General features: G+C 72.0%; 15 protein-coding genes and 1 tRNA gene. 9 read left to right on the plus strand and 7 right to left on the minus strand.

Features of this window, described 5'->3' with window-relative positions; translation table 11 throughout:
* Window positions 1–43 precede the first annotated feature (43 nt).
* Window positions 44–811: a class III extradiol ring-cleavage dioxygenase gene (locus tag ABZ858_RS04235; RefSeq protein ID WP_361372946.1), complete on the minus strand. Its 768-nt coding sequence runs from the start codon at window positions 809–811 to the stop codon at window positions 44–46.
* Between the two features lie 224 nt (window positions 812–1,035).
* Here ABZ858_RS04235 and ABZ858_RS04240 point away from each other — a divergent pair, with 224 nt between their 5' ends.
* Window positions 1,036–1,566: a MarR family transcriptional regulator gene (locus ABZ858_RS04240; RefSeq protein WP_361372439.1), complete on the plus strand. Its 531-nt coding sequence runs from the start codon at window positions 1,036–1,038 to the stop codon at window positions 1,564–1,566.
* A 109-nt stretch (window positions 1,567–1,675) separates the two neighbouring features.
* Here the strand turns inward: ABZ858_RS04240 and ABZ858_RS04245 are convergent, their stop codons facing one another.
* Window positions 1,676–3,262 (minus strand): MFS transporter, encoded by a 1,587-nt coding sequence (locus tag ABZ858_RS04245; protein WP_361372441.1) that lies wholly within the window; start codon window positions 3,260–3,262, stop codon window positions 1,676–1,678.
* Between the two features lie 221 nt (window positions 3,263–3,483).
* Complete coding sequence (locus ABZ858_RS04250; RefSeq protein ID WP_361372443.1) at window positions 3,484–4,137, minus strand: helix-turn-helix domain-containing protein; 654 nt, start codon at window positions 4,135–4,137, stop codon at window positions 3,484–3,486.
* Window positions 4,138–4,670: 533 nt separating this feature from the next.
* Here ABZ858_RS04250 and ABZ858_RS04255 point away from each other — a divergent pair.
* The gene (locus tag ABZ858_RS04255; protein WP_361372445.1) at window positions 4,671–5,954 is read left to right on the plus strand and encodes a M6 family metalloprotease domain-containing protein; all 1,284 of its coding nucleotides are present in this window, start codon (window positions 4,671–4,673) and stop codon (window positions 5,952–5,954) included.
* Between the two features lie 251 nt (window positions 5,955–6,205).
* A complete protein-coding gene (locus tag ABZ858_RS04260) occupies window positions 6,206–7,951 on the plus strand; it encodes an IclR family transcriptional regulator C-terminal domain-containing protein (protein WP_361372447.1) in 1,746 nt (581 codons plus the stop codon).
* A 32-nt stretch (window positions 7,952–7,983) separates the two neighbouring features.
* On the opposite strand, the gene ABZ858_RS04265 is transcribed toward ABZ858_RS04260, so the two are convergent.
* The gene (locus ABZ858_RS04265; RefSeq protein WP_361372449.1) at window positions 7,984–10,776 is read right to left on the minus strand and encodes an ADP-ribosylglycohydrolase family protein; all 2,793 of its coding nucleotides are present in this window, start codon (window positions 10,774–10,776) and stop codon (window positions 7,984–7,986) included.
* A 215-nt stretch (window positions 10,777–10,991) separates the two neighbouring features.
* On the opposite strand from ABZ858_RS04265, the gene ABZ858_RS04270 reads away from it, so the two are divergent.
* Window positions 10,992–11,064: transfer RNA gene (locus ABZ858_RS04270), tRNA-Arg, on the plus strand.
* A gap of 113 nt (window positions 11,065–11,177) precedes the next feature.
* Window positions 11,178–11,522, plus strand: coding sequence for a hypothetical protein (locus ABZ858_RS04275; protein WP_361372451.1), 345 nt, complete (start codon window positions 11,178–11,180; stop codon window positions 11,520–11,522).
* Between the two features lie 93 nt (window positions 11,523–11,615).
* On the opposite strand, the gene ABZ858_RS04280 is transcribed toward ABZ858_RS04275, so the two are convergent.
* A complete protein-coding gene (locus ABZ858_RS04280) occupies window positions 11,616–12,800 on the minus strand; it encodes a tyrosine-type recombinase/integrase (protein WP_361372453.1) in 1,185 nt (394 codons plus the stop codon).
* A 54-nt stretch (window positions 12,801–12,854) separates the two neighbouring features.
* On the minus strand, window positions 12,855–13,136 hold the full coding sequence (locus ABZ858_RS04285; RefSeq protein ID WP_361372455.1) for a helix-turn-helix transcriptional regulator: 282 nt from the start codon (window positions 13,134–13,136) through the stop codon (window positions 12,855–12,857).
* Between the two features lie 465 nt (window positions 13,137–13,601).
* Here ABZ858_RS04285 and ABZ858_RS04290 point away from each other — a divergent pair, with 465 nt between their 5' ends.
* The 4 genes from ABZ858_RS04290 to ABZ858_RS04305 all read left to right on the plus strand — a co-directional run bounded on the left by ABZ858_RS04290 (window position 13,602) and on the right by ABZ858_RS04305 (window position 18,238).
* The gene (locus tag ABZ858_RS04290; RefSeq protein ID WP_234385856.1) at window positions 13,602–13,835 is read left to right on the plus strand and encodes a helix-turn-helix domain-containing protein; all 234 of its coding nucleotides are present in this window, start codon (window positions 13,602–13,604) and stop codon (window positions 13,833–13,835) included.
* Between the two features lie 538 nt (window positions 13,836–14,373).
* A complete protein-coding gene (locus ABZ858_RS04295; protein WP_361372457.1) occupies window positions 14,374–15,681 on the plus strand; it encodes a DUF3631 domain-containing protein in 1,308 nt (435 codons plus the stop codon).
* Between the two features lie 188 nt (window positions 15,682–15,869).
* A complete protein-coding gene (locus ABZ858_RS04300; RefSeq protein ID WP_361372459.1) occupies window positions 15,870–16,523 on the plus strand; it encodes a MobC family plasmid mobilization relaxosome protein in 654 nt (217 codons plus the stop codon).
* Window positions 16,520–18,238, plus strand: coding sequence for a mobilization protein (locus ABZ858_RS04305; protein ID WP_361372461.1), 1,719 nt, complete (start codon window positions 16,520–16,522; stop codon window positions 18,236–18,238). Before ABZ858_RS04300 ends, ABZ858_RS04305 begins: the two co-directional genes overlap by 4 nt.
* Window positions 18,239–18,314: 76 nt before the next feature.
* Here the strand turns inward: ABZ858_RS04305 and ABZ858_RS04310 are convergent, their stop codons facing one another.
* Window positions 18,315–19,451: a hypothetical protein gene (locus ABZ858_RS04310; RefSeq protein ID WP_361372463.1), complete on the minus strand. Its 1,137-nt coding sequence runs from the start codon at window positions 19,449–19,451 to the stop codon at window positions 18,315–18,317.
* Window positions 19,452–19,476: the final 25 nt, after the last annotated feature.

Consider the following 19,476-nt stretch of genomic DNA (forward strand, 5'->3'; position numbering starts at 1 on the left):
AGCCGCCCCCGGGCCCCCGCCCCCCGGCGGACCCACCCCGGTCTCAGCCGAACTGCACCGACCGCTTCGCCATTCCACTCCAGAAGCCGTCGATCACCGAGCGCTGCGCGTCCAGGTCGCCGGCGGCCTCCGCCGCGCCCATGGTCACGAACAGCGGGGCGAAGTGCTCGGTGCGCGGGTGGGCGTACCGCCCGGCCGGGGCCTTGTCGAGGAAGTCCAGCAGGGCGTCCCAGTCGCGGCCTTCCAGGGCGCGCCGGCCCCAGTCGTCGAACTCGGCGGACCAGCTCGGCACGCCCGGTCCGGTGTGCCGCAGCGCGGCCAGGTTGTGGGTGAAGAAGCCGGAGCCGACGATCAGCACGCCCTCCTCGCGCAGCGGCGCGAGCCGGCGGCCGATGTCCATCAGCCGCACCGGGTCGAGGGTCGGCATGGAGACCTGGAGGACGGGGATGTCGGCGGCGGGGAACATCTCGACGAGCGGGACGTAGGCACCGTGGTCGAGGCCGCGGTCCGGCACGTCCTGCACCGGCGTACCCGGGGCGCGCAGCAGCTTGCGCACGCTCTCGGCGAGCGCCGGGGCGCCGGGTGCGGCGTACGTCACCCGGTAGTAGTGCTCGGGGAAGCCCCAGAAGTCGTAGACCAGCGGGACCGTCCGGACCGCCCCGAGGGCCAGCGGGGCCTCCTCCCAGTGGGCGGAGACGACGAGGATCGCCGTGGGGCGGGGCAGGCCGGCGGCCCAGGCGGCGAGCTGGCCGGGCCACAGGGGGTCGTCGGCGAGCGGCGGGGCGCCGTGGCTGAGGTAGAGGGCGGGCATGCGGGCGCGGGCGGTGGCGGTGGCGGGTACGTGTTCCTGGGCGGTGGCGGTGGCGGGTACGTGTTCCTGGGCGGTGGCGGACATGACCGGCTCCCCTTCCTGGGCTCGGACTCTCCGTACTCGAAGCCGGGAGTCGAACAACTTGAACTTTAAAGCGTCCTTCACCCTCCAGCCTACGCCCGCTTTTGTTCAACCTTCAATAAGTGGCCTCGTACAGTGGACCCATGAACACGGCACCCTCCTCCGCCCCCGACACGCACCCGCACACCGACGACCCGCGCTGGCTCACCGCCGGGGAACAGCGCGTCTGGCGCGCCTACCTCCAGGCCACCACCCTCCTGGAGGACCACCTCGACCGGCAGTTGCAGCGCGACGCGGGCATGCCGCACATCTACTACGGGCTCCTCGTCCAGCTCGCCGAGGCCCCGCGCCGCCGGCTGCGCATGACCGAGCTGGCGATGAACGCCAAGATCACCCGGTCCCGCCTCTCGCACGCCGTCGCCCGCCTGGAGAAGAACGGCTGGGTACGCCGGGAGGACTGCCCCTCGGACAAGCGGGGCCAGTTCACGGTCCTCACCGACGAGGGCCACGAGGTGCTGCGCCGCACCGCGCCGGGCCATGTGGCCGCCGTGCGCCAGGCCCTGTTCGACCGGCTCAGCCCGGAACAGCAGAAGTCCCTCGGCGAGATCATGCAGATCGTCGCCGAGGGACTCCAGCCGGACGAGGCGGGCGCGGACCTGCCCTGGCTGCGCTGAGCGGCCGGGCGGCCGAGCTAGCTGAGTACGGGCTGTACGTGGCTGTACGCGCTTGTACGTGGCTGTACGCGCCTGTACGTGTCGTACCGCACCTCTACCGCCGTACGCGTCAGTGCGCGATGACCGGTACCGGCACCGCGTCCTCGATGCTCTCGCTCTCGCTCCCGCCCTCGCCCACGCCGGTGGCGGACCCGGTCACCGTGGTGCTGCCCGGCCGCCCGGCGTTGACGAAGGTCAGCGCGATCACGGCGGCCAGCGCCAGGATGCCGACGGCGAACCAGATGGCGTTGGTGTACCCGTGCACCAGGCCCTGGACCTGGACCAGCTGCTGCTGGGGCTTCGCGGCGCCGGCGGCGGCGATGTGGTCCTTGATGTAGGACGCCGTCGCGGAGGAGGCGATCGTGTTCAGCAGGGCCGTACCGATGGCGCCGCCCACCTGCTGCGAGGTGTTGACCATCGCGGAGGCGACACCGGCGTCCCGGGGCTGGACGCCCTGGGTGGCCAGGGACATGGCCGGCATGAACGCCGTGCCCATGCCGAGGCCGAGCAGCAGCATCGCGGGCAGCAGCAGGGCGGCGTAGGAGGTGCCGACCTCCAGCTGGGTCAGCAGCAGCATGCCGGCGGCGGCGGCCAGGAAGCCCGGACCCATCAGCAGGCGGGCCGGGACGCGGGTCATCAGCCGGGTGCCGATCTGGGTGGAGCCGGTGATCATGCCCGCGATCATCGGGAGGAAGGCGAAACCGGTCTTGACCGGCGAGTAGCCCTTCACGATCTGCAGGTAGTAGGTCAGGAAGAGGAACAGGCCGAACATGCCGATGATGGCCAGGCCCAGCGAGAGGTAGACACCGCCGCGGTTGCGCTCGGTGACCACGCGCAGCGGCAGCAGCGGGGCCCGGACCTTCGACTCCACCAGCACGAACGTGACCAGCAGGACGGCGGAGGCGACGAACATCGAGACGGTCAGGGCGTCGCCCCAGCCGGCGGACTCGGCGCGGGTGAAGCCGTACACCAGGGCGACCAGGCCGAGGGTGGACAGGACCACGCCGGGGATGTCCAGCGGCGAGCGGTTGCGGGCGCCGGCCGGCTCGCGGATGACGAAGTAGGCGCCGGCCGCGGCGACCACGGCGAACGGGATGTTCACGAAGAACGTCCAGCGCCAGTTCAGGTACTCGGTGAGGAAACCGCCCAGGATCAGGCCGACGGCGCCGCCGCCGCCCGCGATCGCGCCGTAGATGCCGAACGCCTTGGCGCGCTCCTTGGCGTCGGTGAACATCACCGCGAGCAGGGAGAGCGCGGCGGGCGCGAGCAGCGCGCCAAAGGCGCCCTGGAGCGCGCGGGCGCCGAACATCATCGCGCCGGTCGTGGCCGCGCCGCCGAGCGCGGAGGCCGCGGCGAAGCCGGTCAGGCCGAGCACGAAGGCGCGCTTGCGGCCCCACAGGTCGGCGATCCGGCCGCCGAAGAGGAGGAGTCCGCCGAAGGCGAGGGCGTAGGCCGTGACGACCCACTGGCGGTTGCCGTCGGAGATGCCCAGGTCCGTCTGGGCGGAGGGCAGGGCGATGTTCACGATGGTCGCGTCGAGGACGACCATCAGCTGGGCGAGCGCGATGAAGACCAGCGCTTTCCAGCGGTTGGCGTTGGCGTCGGCAGCGGCGGTCCCGGGCAGGACGCCGGAGGCCGGTGCGGCTGTTTTGGACATGGAGGTACCCACTTCGGGACTTCGTGACGGAAAAAGGGCAGCGAGAGGTGACGGCTCCGCCCTGGTGCCGTGGGCGGCCGTTGGATCAGTGACGGGTGAGGCGATGGAGAGGGAGGGAAGCGGCCGGACCGGCGGGCCCCTCCATCAGGTCAGGACGGGCGATCAGGTCAGGACGGGTGATCGGATAAGGACTGGCGATCGGGTAAGGACTGGCGATCAGGTCAGGGCTGGCGGAGATCCTCCATGGTCGTGGCCGTACCCGGCAGGACGGAGCGGGCCGGGGCCCGCAGCCCGTCCAGGAACAGCTGGAGATGGCGGTGGACGAAGCGGTCGTGGCTGAGACAGCCGGTACCGGCCGGCGGACGGCTGAGCTGGGCCGCGGCGATCATCAGGTCGCCGACACCCACGTCGGTGCGCAGCTGCCCGGCCGCCTTGGCGCGGTCCATGACCTCCTCGACGAGGTGTTCGACCCGCTGGCGCGCGGCCACCAGATCGGGGTGGTGCTGGTCGAAGGTGCCGGCGACCATCGGGCACAGCGCGCTGATCCGCTCGTCGGCGGCCGCGTGCACGAAGCGGGACAGCGCCTCGAAGGCGTCGCCGGTCTCCGCGAGCGCCTGCTCGGCCGCCTCGGCGGTGCGGTCCATCACGGAGCAGACGACCTCGCGGACGAGGGCGTCGCGCTCCGGGAAGTTGCGGTACAGCGTGGCGTTGCCGACGCCGGCCCGGCGGGCGATCTCGTCGAGCGGGACCTCGGGTCCGTGCTCGGTGAACATCTCGCGGGCGGCGGTGACGATCCGCTCGCGGTTGCGCAGGGCGTCGGCGCGCGGCCTGGTCACCTTGCGCGCTGCGGGGTTCGCGGTCGTCGCGGCCGGCACGGCGGTCTCCTTCGGTCGTGAGCGCGGGACGCGATCCGGGGAGGGTCTCCCCGTTTCGCGCGGACACAGGTTCAAACGGGGAAAGGGTCCCCGGTTATTTCCCGCACCGGGGAGTTTTCCGGTGACCTGGGTCACAGGGCCGACCGTCGCGGCCTGGCCGCCCCGCCGTCGACCGACGTGAGCCTCGCCGCCGCCTCGCCGCCGCCTCGCCGCCGGCCCGTCACCCCGATGGGGCCGCGCGTCCCACGACCGGACCGCCCCAGCGCGCGTACCGCACCCCCGCGACCCAGGGTGATCGAAAGGGTGCAGTCGGAGACCGGTGACCGCGGGCGCGAACCGGTGGCGGGCTGCCTGGAGCGAAGGGTCCACGCATGCAGCAGCAGCCGCAGCAGCCGCCCCGCCGCCAGATGGACCGGATATGCCGAATATGCCGAATATGCCGGATACCCCAGATACACGGGATACGCCGGACACCTCGGGCACCCCGGGCACCTCGGACACCCCGGCTGCCTCGGGCGTCTCGGATACGCGGCATGCGGCGGAATCTGCGGACCCTGCGGATACGCAAGCGCCGCGCGGCCGCCTTCGCGTCCGTCACCGTACTGACCCTCGTGGCCAGCACCGCGGGCGCCGCGCACCTCACGGCGGGCGCCTCGGCGACCGGGGCCGGAGCGTTCTCCCCGGCCCGCACCCCCGCGCTCGCCCCCTGCATGATCAGCGGCGCCCAGTCCGTGCAGATGACGGAGGGCGTCCCCACCGCGACCGGTTACGCCCGCTCCACCGGCACCGTGCACGCCCTGACCTTGATGATCGACTTCTCGGACGCGCCCGGCGAGGGCACGGCGATGGACCGCTTCCACGAGTTCTTCCCGCAGACCCAGGAGTGGTTCCGCACCGCCTCCTACGGCCGCCTCGACTACCGTCCCGAGACCCCGATACCGCACTGGCTGCGCATGCCGAAGACCTTCAAGGCGTACGGCATCGAGCGCGGCGCGCCCTTCGACCCCGGCTACCGGCAGCTCGTCCAGGACATCGTGGCGGCGGCCGACCCGACGGTGAACTTCCGGGACTACGACCTGCTCAACGTGCTGATGACGCCGAACGCCGGGCCCTCCGCCCTGGACACGGTCCTGTCCGTGACCTTCGCCGGCAACCCCGACGCCCCCGTCGCCGACGGCGTCCCCGTCGCGAACGCCTCGTTCGTCTACTCCCGCCAGGACGACGGCTCCGGCTCCTACGACCGCACCGGCTACCGGGTCCTCCCGCACGAGAACGGCCACGTCTTCGGCCTGCCCGACCTCTACACCCAGGAAGGCGGCGGCGCGGTCGGCCACTGGGACATCATGAGCGAGGACTGGGGCGCCGACAACGACCTGCTGGGCTGGCACAAGTGGAAGCTGGGCTGGCTGGACGCCGGCCAGGTGAGCTGCGCGAGCAGACACGGCTCGACCGAGTACACGCTGACCCCGCTGGAGCGCGCGGGCGGCCCGAAGCTGCTCTTCGTCCCCCTCGGCGGCAGCACCGGTTACGCCCTCGAACTGCGCACCCGCGCGGGCAACGACGAGGCCGTGTGCCGTCCCGGCATCCTCATCTACAGGGTCGACGCGGACGTGGACACGGGCAACGGCCCCATCACCGTCTACGACGCCCACCCCCACTCCGGTGGCTGCACCCGCAGCCCCAACGTCCAGGCCGAACTCTCCGACGCCCCCTTCGCCCCCGGCGAGACCTTCAAGGACCCGAAGACAAAGATCCGCATCGACGTGGCGGCGGCGGACCTGGACGGGAACTACCGGGTGCGGGTGACGCGGCAGTGAGGGGGCGCGGTGCTGAGGGCGTACGGGACTGACGGGGTACGGGACTGACGGAGTACGCGGGACTGACGGGGTACGGGACTGACGGAGTACGCGGGACTGACGGGGTACGCGGCTGAGAGGACGCGGCGCTGCTGAGGGGGCGCCGCACGGCACCGCACCGAGGGGCCCCGGCGGCGACGGGACGCGAGTGACTACCGTAGGCAGGCCCGCCACGACCACCTTCCACCTTCCCGTACGGGAGAGCCCCGCCGATGCCCCCGACGCCTCCGACACCCCCGAGGCCCGCGACGTCCGCGACGTCCGCACATCAGGTCCCCGCCGAGGCGGTCACCCCGTTGATGCGGGGCATCGCGGTGCTGTGGCGGCTGACGGAGGCGGGCGGCACGCTGAGCCCGAGCGCGCTGGAGCGGGCCACGGGGCTCGCCCGGTCCACGGTGGACCGCATCACCGCGACCCTCGCCCGGACGGGATACGTACGCCTCGACGGCCGCGACGTCGTCCTCACGCCCCGTCTGATGGAACTGGGCAACGCCTATCTGGCCGCCCTCGGCCTGCCCGCCCTCCTCGACGCGCGCGCCGACGAACTGGCCGACGCGCTCGACGAGTCGGTGTCGCTGGCGGTCGGCGACCGGGACGGCATCCGGTTCATCCACCAGGCGACCCGGCGCCGCGCGATGTCCCTGAGCTTCCGCATCGGTGACCTGCTCCCGGCCGAACGCACCGCCCCGGGGCCGCTGTTCGCCACCGAGTGGACGGACGAGGACTGGCGGCGCTGGCGCGAACGCCGTGCCGCCGACCCGGAGCACACGGGCTTCCCGGCGATCCCGCCACTGCGACCCCACCGGCCCGACCGGCCCGACCGGCCCGGCCGGCCCGACCGGCCCGACCGGCCCGACCGGCCCCATGCGTCGCCCCTGTCGCACGCGTCGCACCCGCCGCTACCGTCGCTACCGCTGCTGCTGCCGCTGCCGCCGGACGACTTCGAGGAGCGCACCGCCCGGGCGGCCCGGGAAGGCTGGTCCGTGGACGACCAGTTGATCGAACCGGGCCTGGTCGCCGTCTCCGTACCGGTACGGGACGCGGCCGACGGCCGGATCGTCTGCGTGGCGAGCGTGGTCAGCCACACCAGCCGCCACTCCGCGCGGAGCCTGCGCACGGCCCTGCTCCCGCGCCTGCGCGAGACGGTCACGGCGATGGAGGACGACCTGAGCCGGGCCCGCCGCACACCCCCGCCCCAGTCCCAGCACCCGTCCCCGTCCCCGTCCCCCACCGATCTGGCCTCCTGGACGGCCGCGTCCAAGCGGGAACTGGGCCGGGAGTTCATCGAGTCCCTGGCGCGCGGCCTGACCGTACTGACCGCCTTCGGCGCCGACCGCCCGGCCCTGACCCTCACGGAGGCGGCGAAGGCCACGGGGCTGTCCCGGGCGACGGTCCGCAGGGCACTGATCACGTACGAGCATTTGGGCCTGGTGGAGCAGGCGCCGGACGCCCGCGCCTTCACCCTCACCCCCCGGGTCCTCTCCCTGGGCTTCCCGCCCCTGTCCCGCACCTCGCTCCCCCGGATCGCCCAGCCCCACCTGGAGGACCTGGCGGCCCGGGTCCAGGAGTCGGCGTCCCTGGCCGTGCTCACGCCGTCCGGTGACGAGATCCAGTACACGGCGCGCGCCGCCACGTACCGCGTCATGAGCGTCGACTTCACGGTGGGCACCCGCCTGCCGGCCGGGGTGACGGCCCTGGGCCGGGCGCTCACGGGCGCGACGGCCGACGGATACGCGCTGGCCGACGAGGAGTTGGAGGAGGGCCTGCGGGCGATCGCGGTGCCGGTCCACGACCGGGCGGGCCGGGCGGTCGCCGCGGTGAACGTGGCGACGCACGCGGCCCGCCACACCCGCGAGGAGTGCGTGAGCGAACTCCTCCCCGCCCTGCGCCGGACCGCCGCGGCGATCGAGGCGGACCTCCGGGTGGCGGCCCGCTTCACCCGGATCGCCCTCACCTGACCGGCGCGGCGACCCACGTGCCCCCTCTCGGCTCACCAGCCGGGGTAACGGTTCCGCCAGTGCTCGTCCCAGCCGGGCGTGTACTCGGTGCCGCCGGGCCGGTCGGTGAGCTGGGCGACGAGGTCGCGGGCCAGCACGTCGAGCACCCAGGCCAGTTCGTGCCGGCTCACCAGATCCGCCGGCAGCGCCTCCGCGCCGTGCGCCGCCCCGAGCAGCGCCCCGGCCACACAGGCCACCGAGTCCCCGTCCGGCGCCCCGGCGGCGAACCGCAGCGCGGCCTCCACCTGGCCCCGTTCGGGAAAGGACGCGGCGACGTACAGGCCGCCGAGCAGCGCGGCGGGCGCGGTGGGGTCCGGTGCGAGACGGGAGAGGCGGGCGGCGTCGGCGGGATGCTCCTCGCCCTGCCGGAGCGCGGCGGGGAGCTGCGCACGTACCGCGTCGGTCAGATCGGCGCCAGCGCCAGCATCGGCTTCGGCGTCGGCGTCGGCGAGCGCCTGGACGCCGCCCCACAACACCCGCCGCACACCGACCCGTTCGCCCGCGGTCAGGCAGTACCCCAGCAGCACGGCCGCGTGGGCGGCGGCGGCCTGGGCGGCCGGGTCGCCGTGGGTGAGCGCGGCGATCTCGCGGGCCGCCGGCACCGCGCTCCCCGGCTTCCCGCCGGCGAGGACGACGGCGGCGGGGAGCGTACGGGTGAGGGCGTGACAGCCACGGCTGGCGGTGACCGGCTGTTCCACGGTGCCCTGCTCGGCCTTGGACAGCGCGGCCACGGTCGCCGGCGCCGACCCGCGCCGCTGGGCCAGCACCGGCACCCGGGCGAGCCAGCCGTCGGGCCACGCCCGGTCGCCGTACGGCACCCAGCGCCGCCGCAGCCGCTCCACCTCGATGCCCTGCAAGGCGGCCCACCGGCAGTAGGCGTGCCACAGCACGGACGGCGGATGGCAGATGCCCTTGTGGTCGCCCCGCACCAGGGCGCGGATGGTGCCTTCGGCGGTGAAGCAGGCCAGCTGGGTACTGACCCCGGCCCGCAACGCCACACCGTCCGGCAGCGCCCCCCGTGCCGCCCCCAGCGTGTCCCCCACGGCCAGCCCGAGCAGCAGCCCGCGCACCCGGGAGGGGAACCCCTTCTCCCCCAGCACCTCACCCCGCGCCGGCTCCGCCGGGCCACCGCTTACGGCCGACCGAGGCATCCCCGCTGCCGTACGCACCGCACGTACCGCACACGCGGTGCGCACGGTGCGCACGGTTCGCCCCGAATCGGCGGCCCCACCGGTCAACGTCAGCACCGCATCGCGCAGTTCGACGTGCGCGGACAGCCGCCACCCCTGCGGCCCGAGCGCCTCCCGCAGCTCGGACAAGGCGGTCTCGCCGTCGACGCCGGTGGCCAGATGACCGTAGACGGCGGCGACGGCCGGGGTACGACTCTGCCCGAAGGCGCAGTGCAGCAGCACCCGCTTGCCCGCGCGGCGCAGCCGCAGCACTTCCCGGGCGGCCTGGTCGAGGACGTAGTGGAGATTGGCGTTGTCCCCGTCCCGATCGACCAGCCAGACCCGAACATGCTCGACCCCGGCCCCGGCCCCGGCCCCGGCCCCGACCGCGGAATCGGCACCGGCCGCGGGCAGGACGACCTCGGTCCCCATACGACACAAGGACACGACGGCGTCGACGTCTTCCGCACCCTCACCGCTGTGGAGGAGGGCGAGGTTGCCCAGGAGCAGACCGGGGTCGCGCGGATGGGGAACGGCGAACCCGGGCGGCGCCCCGGCCGGCACGGGCACACGGGCGCCGGAGGGCCACCCGTCGCGATCGTCCTGCCCGCCCCGGACCGTACGCACGGCCAGCCGCACGAGGTCCGCCCCGGTGAGACCGGGCCGGCCGTGCACGGCCCGCTGCCACTCCAGCGGGACACCGGAGCAGCCCCAGCGGGCTCCGAGGAGGGCGCCCGCGATCGCGGCGACGGTATCGGTGTCGTTCCCGGCCCGGACCGCGGCCTCCAGGGCGAGCCGCAGCTGCTGGGCGGGATAACGCCCCTCGGCGGGGTCCAACTCCGGTACAGGGGTACGGCTGATGGCCGACCAGGCGGCTTGAAGAGCGGTGACGACCCAGCCGTTGGGCGAGAAGTGGTGCGGAGGTCGGGCCTCCGCTTCGTCCAGCCGCTCGGCCCACAGGGCCCGGCGCTCGACGGGAAGCAGCTCGATCCCGGCCCGTACACCGCCGAAGTGCCCCTCCAGCACGGCGGTACGGACCCCGGAACACCACAGCACGCAGGCGTCGGCGCAGTCGGGGTCCGGATGGGTGAGCGCACTGACGGCGACGGCCGCCTCGGCCATCGCGGCCGGATCGCCGAGGTGGGCGAGGGCGACGATCCCGGTACGCATCAGCGACCCGTTCCCGGCGCTGAGGGGATGCCGCCCGGCATACGCACGGGCGGCCGCGCGCAACGCACCTCCGGCGCCTCCCGAGGCCCACCGGGCGGCGCCCAGCACGGCCCGAGTCTGCGCCCCCACATCACTGGCCCCCTCGTCCAGCCACCGCCGGAAATTGACGGCGACGGCGTCCAGAGCCCCAGGACTCCGCAGATCGACCCCGGTGGCGGCCACCTCGGCGACACACACGTGCATCTGCGTGTCATCGGAATACTCGCCGGGCTCATAAGGCCCGAGCCCACCACCAACCATCCGCGGCACCCGGTCGCCCCCGAGGGTCGCCTCGAACTCGTACGGCACCCCCAGCGCGTCCCCCACGCCCGCCCCGAGCAACACCCCGGCAGCCCGATCGATCCCCCGAGCATCCAGCAGCGGACGCCCTCCCCCTACGCGCCCCATGAGCCCTCCCGCAAGCCGAACACCGAACACCCACGCCCCCGACGCCGCGCCAGCCTGGCACACCCCCCGACTTATCGTCAACCAGACGATTGCAACCGCCCACCCCGACTCCCCTCACCGCCCCGCCACACCCGCTAGACTGACCGCGGTGCACCACCACCCAGGTGGCACACCGGGCGAACGCCGGACTCCGGGAGCCGGATCTCAGCCGCCTTGCCTTCGTAGCTCAGGGGATAGAGCACCGCTCTCCTAAAGCGGGTGTCGCAGGTTCGAATCCTGCCGGGGGCACAGGGAAACACCTGGTCAGAGGCCCTTCCGTCCGTCGGGCGGGAGGGCCTTCGTACTCGCGGCACACATATGGCACACATGCGGCTGCGGGCGGAGGTGGGGAGCTGTGCGAGATGCCCGCGAAGGACGAGCTGGCCCGGCGACGGTACGAGAAGCTGGTCGACCGGCTTGAGTCGCTGATGCGGGCCGCGCTGAAGCCCGAGTACGAGGGGTACTACGGGCAGCTGATCCTTGGCGCTGACGATCTTGCGGAGATGGGCGAGCTCAAGGACGTCCAGCGTGCCGCTAGGGAGGCTGGACGGCGTCTCGGCTGGAAGACGACCACCCGTCTCGTCGGTGACCGGCTCTTCGTCCTCGACGAGCGGAAGGCTCCCGAGGAGATCGAGCGACTGGCCGGAGATGCAGCCGCTGCCGCGATCGACCGGGCCCGGCAGGAAAGCCACCGGCCGCGCGGCTGACCTGATCGGCGGAAACGCAAGGCGCCGCCCCACCGCATCAGCACGGTGGGGCGGCGCCCCGGTTACAGCTCCCCGGCACGGATCAGGCACACATCACGCGGCATCATCCTCCAGGGTGGCCACTGCCTCGGCGGCCTCACGGGCCTTCCGCTCCGCCTTCTCCAGCTTGGCCTTCGCCTTGGCGAGTTGCTTGGAGCGGCGCTTGTGCATCTTCTTCGAGACCTCGTCCAGACGGTCCGGGAAGAGGTGCCCGTACGTGTCCAGGGTCAGCGTCGCGGACTTGTGGCCCAGCATCGTCTGTACGACGTTGACGTCCGCACCGCTGGCGATGGCGAGCGAGGCTGCCGTGTGCCTCAGCTTGTGCGGGGTGACCTTGAGATGCCCGAGCCCGGCCTTCACGACCGCCGGCGCGAAGAACCGCTGACGGAAGTTGCGTGCCCGTAGCGGTCCACCCTGCGGGGCTGTGAAGAGCAACTGCTCATCTCCCCGCCCCCGGACGTGCGGGTTCAACTCCTCGGCCAGGAACCGCGGGATCGGTACCGACCGGCGCTCGTGGTTCTTGGGGGTATCGAGGTAGAGCTTGCCATTGTCCTCGGCGTACGCCTCTACGATGTGGGCCCGGCAGGCGTCCAGGTCGACGCGGCCCACCTTCAGCGCGGACGCCTCGCCCCAGCGCAGGCCGGTGTAGGCCAGCAGCAGGATGAACACCCGGTAGGCGCCTGACGCGTTGGCCAGCGCGTCGACCTGCATGTCGTCGAGGTACACGTGGTCAGCGGGCATCGCCTTCGGCAGGGGCACGCCGACAGCAGGGTTGGCCGCCAGACGACGAGCCTTGACCGCGTAGCCGAGAACGCGGCTGAGGACGACGTACGCCTTGCGGACCGACCGGGGGCTGAGCTTCCTGCCGCCGGTCGCCTCACCGGACAGCAGATCCGCGAGCCACTCCGCGATGTCCTCGAAGTGGATGCGGTCCAACTGGGTGGTGCCCCACTTGGGGATCACGTGGACGTCGAGAACGCCGCGGTAGCGAGCCCGGGTTGAGCGCTTAAGGTGGAGCTGCGCCGCCAGCCAGGACTCCGCCACCTCTGCGAACTTCACCCGCGCGGCTGCGGGATCGCGGTAGGAGCCGTCGTTGAGACGCGACTCCATCCTGGTGCGCTCCGCCTCGGCGTCGACCTTGCGGGCGAAGGTCTTCATCTTCGGCTTGCCGTCGGGGTCGTACCAGCGCACGCGGTAGCGCCCCGGTGGCGTACGCCCCGCACTCTTGGCTTCCGCCACGGCGCGCACGTACGCCGCATGCCCTATGCGGTCCTCAATCCAGACCCGCGCCAACTAGCACCCCCTCCGGTCATCACCGGACACGGACGGGAGCGGCAGGAGCAGGGTCGTGGGAGAAACGCCGAGCGCGGTGGCGAGGGCGACGAGGTCGTCTATGTCGCAGCGGCGGCGGGCGCGTTCGGTGCGGCTAAGGGCGGTGTTGGCCATCGGGTGGCCCAGCGCGGTGCAGCGGGCGGCGAGCTGGTGCTGGGTCAGGCCGCGCACGAGGCGTAGGTGCTCAATGGCGCGGGCGGCGTGAAGGCCGGCGTGGCCTATTTCGACAGGTCGGTTGGGCATGACAGATAGCTGTAACTCGCGCCCGACCGTCATGGCAAGAGTTAGTTCTTAAACTCTCCAAAAGACACGCGAGGGCGAAGTGGTGTTCGTCACCCCGAATTCCGATACATCACGATCCGTTTCAGCAGGGAGGTTGTGCTACCTTCCCTTCGCGCCAAAACTATGGGCGATTTGAGCGGCTATCGGATGCAGTGCCCGGCGAGCTGGCCGCGTCACTTCTGACCGTAGGACGACACCTCTGAGCTGCCGAGGTATCGAATTCCGGCACCTCAGACGGTCGCTTCTCCACAGAAAATTTCCGATTCCGCGGGAGCGATTTCGGCAACCGGGGATCCGCCCTTACTGTTCTGGTCTTCCCCGGCGACGCCGAGAGAAGTAGCCGGGGGTTCAGAATCCAGCCCGGACGCTTCAACGGATGGCGTGGCTGTGTTGTCCACGCCTGCCATCCAGAACCCTGATTCCGATATGGAGACCTCATTGCCGAACCATTCCCCGCGCCTTGCCGGCGCCGAGCGTGACCAGCTCGCCACTCCCACCGACGTGGCCGCCTATCTCGGGGTGCCGGTGAAGACCCTCTACCAGTGGAAGTACCGGGGCATCGGCCCCAGCGTCCACAAGGTCGGCCGTCACCTGCGCTACCGCTGGCGGGAGGTGGACGCGTGGCTGGACGCCCAGACGTCGTACGAGCTCACGGCCTGACCTCGCGCCCAGCGCGGACAACGAAGCGGCCCCCGGCGCGCCAACGCCGAGGGCCGAAGACTCCCCTGCCGATTGCCCATCCCTGAACGAACGAGCTGGTGTGGGGCGGGATCTTGCCCATCCTGCCTCTCACCGGAGAGGAACGCCTATGGAGGACTCTACGTCCCCCAGCACCACGAACACCTCCCCCACCGACTGGCCCACTGCCGCCGTCCCCGGCAAAGGCATCCCCTGGCGCCGCCGGGATCAGGCGGACACACCGTCCCCCGCGCCGGGGACCGTCGAACACCCGGCGGATGCGGAAGCACACGGGGACCGTCCCCAGCCGTCTGCTGGTGCTGCTGTTGGGGACTGTCCCCGCGACCTGCCCGGTGCTCGGTCCCCACACGTCCCGGTCCCCGTATCGAAATCCGGTGCAAACTCGCAGGCCAGCGGCGTGGAAATGGGGACCGGTCCCCAAGAGGCTGCAGTTGCACCAGGGGACCGCAATGGGGACCGTGAGCACGGTCCCCGCCAGTCGCCGGGGACCGACAACCCCGTGGCGGGAACCGCCACGCAGGAGGAAAGCGATCCCGTCGACGCACGGGGACCGGACCAGGAGGTCAGTCCCCGGCCTCCTCGGGGACCGGCAGACCCCGGGGAACAGGGTTCCGGTGAGGGTGCGGACCTGCTGGATGAGCTGCGGGCGGCGATCGGCAAGTACGTCGTGCTGCCCAGTGACGAGGCGCTGACAGCGGTCACGCTGTGGGTGGCGGCCACGCACATCCAGACCGTTCTGCAGCACGCGCCGCGTCTGGCGGTCGTCGGCCCGACGAAGGGCTGCGGCAAGTCCCGGGTGCTGGACGTGCTCCACGAGACCGTGCACCAGCCGATCATGACGGTCAACATGTCCACGGCGGTGCTCTTCCGCGTCATCGGCAAGAACCCGCGCACGATCCTGGTGGACGAGGCCGACACCATATTCAGCAAGGCGGGCGAGAACGAGGAACTGCGCGGCTTGCTGAACGCCGGACACCAGCGCAACCGGCCCGCCTGGCGGATCTCCGGTCCTGAGCATAAGCCGACCCCGTATCCGACCTTCGCCATGGCCGCGCTGGCCTCGATCGGCGACCTGCCCGACACGATCACGGACCGGGCGGTCGTGCTCCGCATGCAAAAGCGCAAGCCGGGCGAGAAGGTGACCCCGTTCCGCTCGCGCTACGCCACACCGGAACTGAACGCGCTGCGGGACAAGCTGGCCGCCTGGCTGGAACCGCTGGGCGCCACGGCCGGCCGCATGGCGCCGACCATGCCGGTGGAGGACCGGGCGGCGGACACCTGGGAACCGCTGGTCATCATCGCCGACCTGGCAGGCGGCCACTGGCCCGCCCATGCCCGTGCGGCCTGCGTGGCGATGACCCGCTACGAAGCCGTCCAGGACGAGCAGACCAACCTGAAGACGCGGCTGCTGCGCGACATCCACCGCATCTTCCAGGCACACGGCAACCCCGAGGCCCTGTCATCCCTGGATCTGGTCACCACCCTGCTCCAGGACCCCGACGCCCCCTGGGCGGAACACGGCACCAAGGGACTCAGCGTCTACCACCTGGGCAGACTGCTGCGGGACTTCGACATCCGCCCGGCCAACTACCGGTTCGACAAGGGCAGGCAGGCCAAGGGCTACGCCCGTAACCGGTTCCTCGACAGCTGGGCCCGGCACTGCCCCGACCTCACCGAGACCGCGCCCGCCCCCGCGCACGACGCCACGCCCGCGCCCCCGGCCCAGGGCAAGCCGCCCGCCGCCCCGGCGGGCCAGCTGCCCATCGGCCCGCCCGGCGGCCTCGCCGGCCCCAACCGCGCCCGCTGACCCGCCTCCCCCTGGGTCCGTATCACTGCGTCGCATCCGTCCCCGCGCAGGTCAGCGCGGGGACGGATGTACTCGCCGGGACGGACTTCTCCGTACCTGCCCGAGTGTCCGTACCTGTGCTGACCAGGCATGGGACGGATGCGACGCACGTGACACACCTACCGCCCCCTCACCACCGGAGCACTCCGATGCGCGACCCGCACCCCGAACACCCCATGCCCCAGGAACAGATGGCCACCACTCCCGTCACACGCGCAGCAAGGTATCCCGCTGGACCGTCCAAGTACGGCCGCAGCGGGGATGCCTCCGCCCCGGGGGTGGCGGAGGCACTCGGGCACCAGGGGGCGCCCGAGGTGGGGGGACAGCCCGTCGACACCGCCGCCGTTGCGCTGCCGCGTGCCGCCGAAGCCGCCGCGCTGCACCGCGTCGCCCGACGCCGCAAGCCCGACCCGAACGGACAGCGCAAGGAGCGTGTCGACGCCCGCTACAGCGTCGACGAGAAGGACGACATCCTGCGCATGGCCCGGTTGCTGAACATCGCCGGCGCCCACTACGTCGGCGCCGTCGTCATGGCCCACGTCCACGGCGACCTGTCCCTGCCCGGCCAGCGCACCCCGCTCGACGACTACATCGACGAGCTGACCGCGCTGCGCAGCGAGGTCGCCAAGATCGGCCACAACATCAACCAGATCGCCAAAAAGCTCAACTCCGGCGGCCATCCACACCCTGGCGATACCGCTGTCCTGGCCCAGGCCGAACGGACCCTGACCGCGGTCGGCACCACCGTCCGCCACATCGCCGCAGCCGCGAACCAGGCCGTCGCCAACAAGGCGGCCCGGTGATCGCGAAGATCAGCAGCGGCAAAGACACCGCCGGATTGATCCGGTACCTGTTCGACACGAAGAAGGCCAAGGACCACACCGACCCGCGCCTGGTCGCCTCCTGGGACGGCTTCGCCCCCGACCCCGGCCGCAGTGACGACTTCGACGCCACCAGGAGGCTCCTCGTGGCCGACCTCAACTTGCACGTCAAGCAGGCCGGGCGGCTCGGCCGCGCCCCCGAGCAGCACGTATGGCACTGCTCCATCCGCGCCGCCCCCGAAGACCGCACCCTCAGCGACGAGGAGTGGGCCGACATCGCCCGCCGCGTTGTGGCGGCCACCGGCATCGCGCCCAACGGCAACCCGGACGGCTGCCGTTGGGTCGCCGTCCGCCACGCCCCCGACCACATCCACATCGCCGCCACCAAGGTCCGGGCCGACCTGCGCACCGCACGCCACTGGAACGACTACCACACCGCCGACCGCGAACTCGCCGCCATCGAGAAGGAATACGGCCTGCTCGAAGTCGTCCGCGGCGACCGCACCGCCGCCAAGCGACCCACCCGCGCCGAGCAGGAGAAGGCCCTCCGCACCGGCCAGGACAAGACCGCCCGCGAACGGCTGCGCACCACCGTGCGCACCACCGTAGCCGCCGCCTCCAGCATGGAGGAGTTCGTCCACCTGCTCAGCCACATCGACGGCGTGCTCGTCGAAGTCGTGTACTTCCCCTCCGGCGATGTGCGCGGCTACAAGGTCGCCGCCGAAGACACCACCACCGCTGGCAAGGAGCCCGTCTGGTTCTCCGGCTCCGAACTCGCCCCCGACCTGTCCTTCCCCAAGATCCGAGCGCGCTTGGAAAATATCGACCCGCAGCCCGCTGGGCAGCCGGGCCGGCGCAGGCCCAACCCCTGGCACCAGGCAACCGCCGCCGCCGAGCGCATCCCCCACCACCTCGACCAGGCCGACGACGAAGCCTCCCAAGCCCACCTCGCCGCCTTCGGCGAAGCCCTCGACGCCCTGCCTTTCCTCGCACCCCAGGCACTGCGGCCCCAACTTCGTGAGGCAGCAACCGCGTTCGAGCGTGCCGCTCGCTCCCGCATCCGGGCCGAACATCACCACGCCCGCGCTCTGCGCGGCGCCGTGCGGGCGATGGTCCGCGAGCCCGCTCCCAAGGACGGCGCCATCCTGGCGATGTTCCTGGACGCCGCGATCCTCGTCGTCATCGCCGCCGCCCGCTGGCACCAGCTGCGCCACCACGACCAGCAAGTCGCCGCCGCCCAGCAGACCCTGCTCCACCTCCAGGCCGCCTACGACCAAGCAGCTGCCGAACCGCTGGCCGCTCTCGCGCAGCGCCAGCCGCCCCAGCAGGCCGTGGAGCGGCAGATCCGCCGCCTACGCCAGGTTGTGCCGGAGCACGCGGAGCAGGTCATCGAAGACCCCGCTTTCGCGGCTCTCACCGCCGCCCTCGCCGAGGCAGAAGCAGCCGGACACGACCCGCAGCGGCTCCTCCAACAGGTCGCCGACCAGCGCGCCCTGGACGACGCGCGCCGCCCCGCACGAGTCCTGACCTGGCGCATCCAACGCCTCAGCGCAAGGCCGGCACCCAGCGCACGAGCCCGCGCAGCCCAGGCCCGCAGCACAGCACGAGTCGGCAGCGCGACACAGCGACCCGACGCTCCAGACCACACGGCAGCAGCCACCCCGGTCCCGCAGCCGCCACAAGCACGGCGGCGCTGATCACGACCGCACGGGCAATGTGGGAGCACGCCTGCGCCCCGCAGCCGCACGACGAGCTCCCAGGTCCGCGCTATCGTCAGGATCTCTCCATCGGGGACGTACGTCCCAGATCGAATGGCCGGGCGAGACTCGCCCGGATCACGCTGTCGCTGGCGCGCAAAGCCGCCGCCAGTTCTCCTTGCAGCTCGTTCGGGATGGCCTCTGCCCCGAGGGCGCAGGCGCGCACCAGAATGCGGCAGTCTTGCGTTTGCCGGTCTGTGGCAATCGCGGTGAACAGAGTGTGTGCCAGGTTCTCGCGGGCCGCGTAGCCGTCTTGGGCGTCCGTCGTCCTGCGGTGGAGATCCTCGACGATGCGGTGCGCGGCAGGCGCCTCGGCGGAACCGATCGAGTCCAGGATGGTAAGTCCGAGCCGGATGTCGAAGACGGTCATCCCGGGTTTGGTCTCGCGCCCGGAGTAGGCCGTCACCAGGTCCGCCAGATGGCCGTCGACCGGCTGCCCGGCGCCGCGTCGGCACAGGACCGTCAGGCAGGCCGTGACGGCTTGCTCCCACGGCTCACCGGGCGTCGTGTCGTCAAGGAGGACAGAGGCCCACGCAGTGTCACCCGCAACGAGAGCAGCGAGTACGGCGACTTGACGCCCGTCCAGCATCCGTTTGCCTACGCCGCGGTGAGCTTCGATGTGTGCCTTGGCCTCGGCCCAACGCCCTGTGGTGGTGAGGGTGCGTGTGCCGTCGGCGAGGAGCACACGCCACAGCCACGCGCGGACCTCGTGTTGGTCCTTGTCGGTCGCGGTGAGGTCCGCCGGTACGGCGACATCCTCGAACTGGGCGGCGGTGCCTGCCTCGACCGCCGTATACAGGTCAAGCAGTCGCTGTCGTCCCTCGTCTGCGTGGCCGGCGCGGATCTGGAGGCGGGCGAGGTTGACGACCGGTTCCAGTCCCCGGATTGCGCTCATGCCGGACAGGGGGCAGGCGTGGAGGTAGGCGGCGGCGTGCTGGTGGCACATCTCGCGGGCGAGGTCGGGGAGGTCGAGATCGGAGGCGATGAGCGCGGCCTGGTTGTAGACGGCCGATGCCAGCCCTTGGTCGCTCTTCTTCACCGCCGTGTCGGCAAGGTCGACGAGACCGCGCACGCGCACGGGCAAGGGCAGGCAAGGGGGTCGGAATCGAGCGACGAGCGGGAAGCGCTGGGCTATGGGTCCGTGCGGGTCCATGAGTCCCCCGGGCGAGAGTGAGAAC

It is taken from the genome of Streptomyces sp. NPDC047017 (assembly GCF_040644175.1).
In the GTDB taxonomy this organism is placed as follows: Bacteria; Actinomycetota; Actinomycetes; order Streptomycetales; family Streptomycetaceae; genus Streptomyces.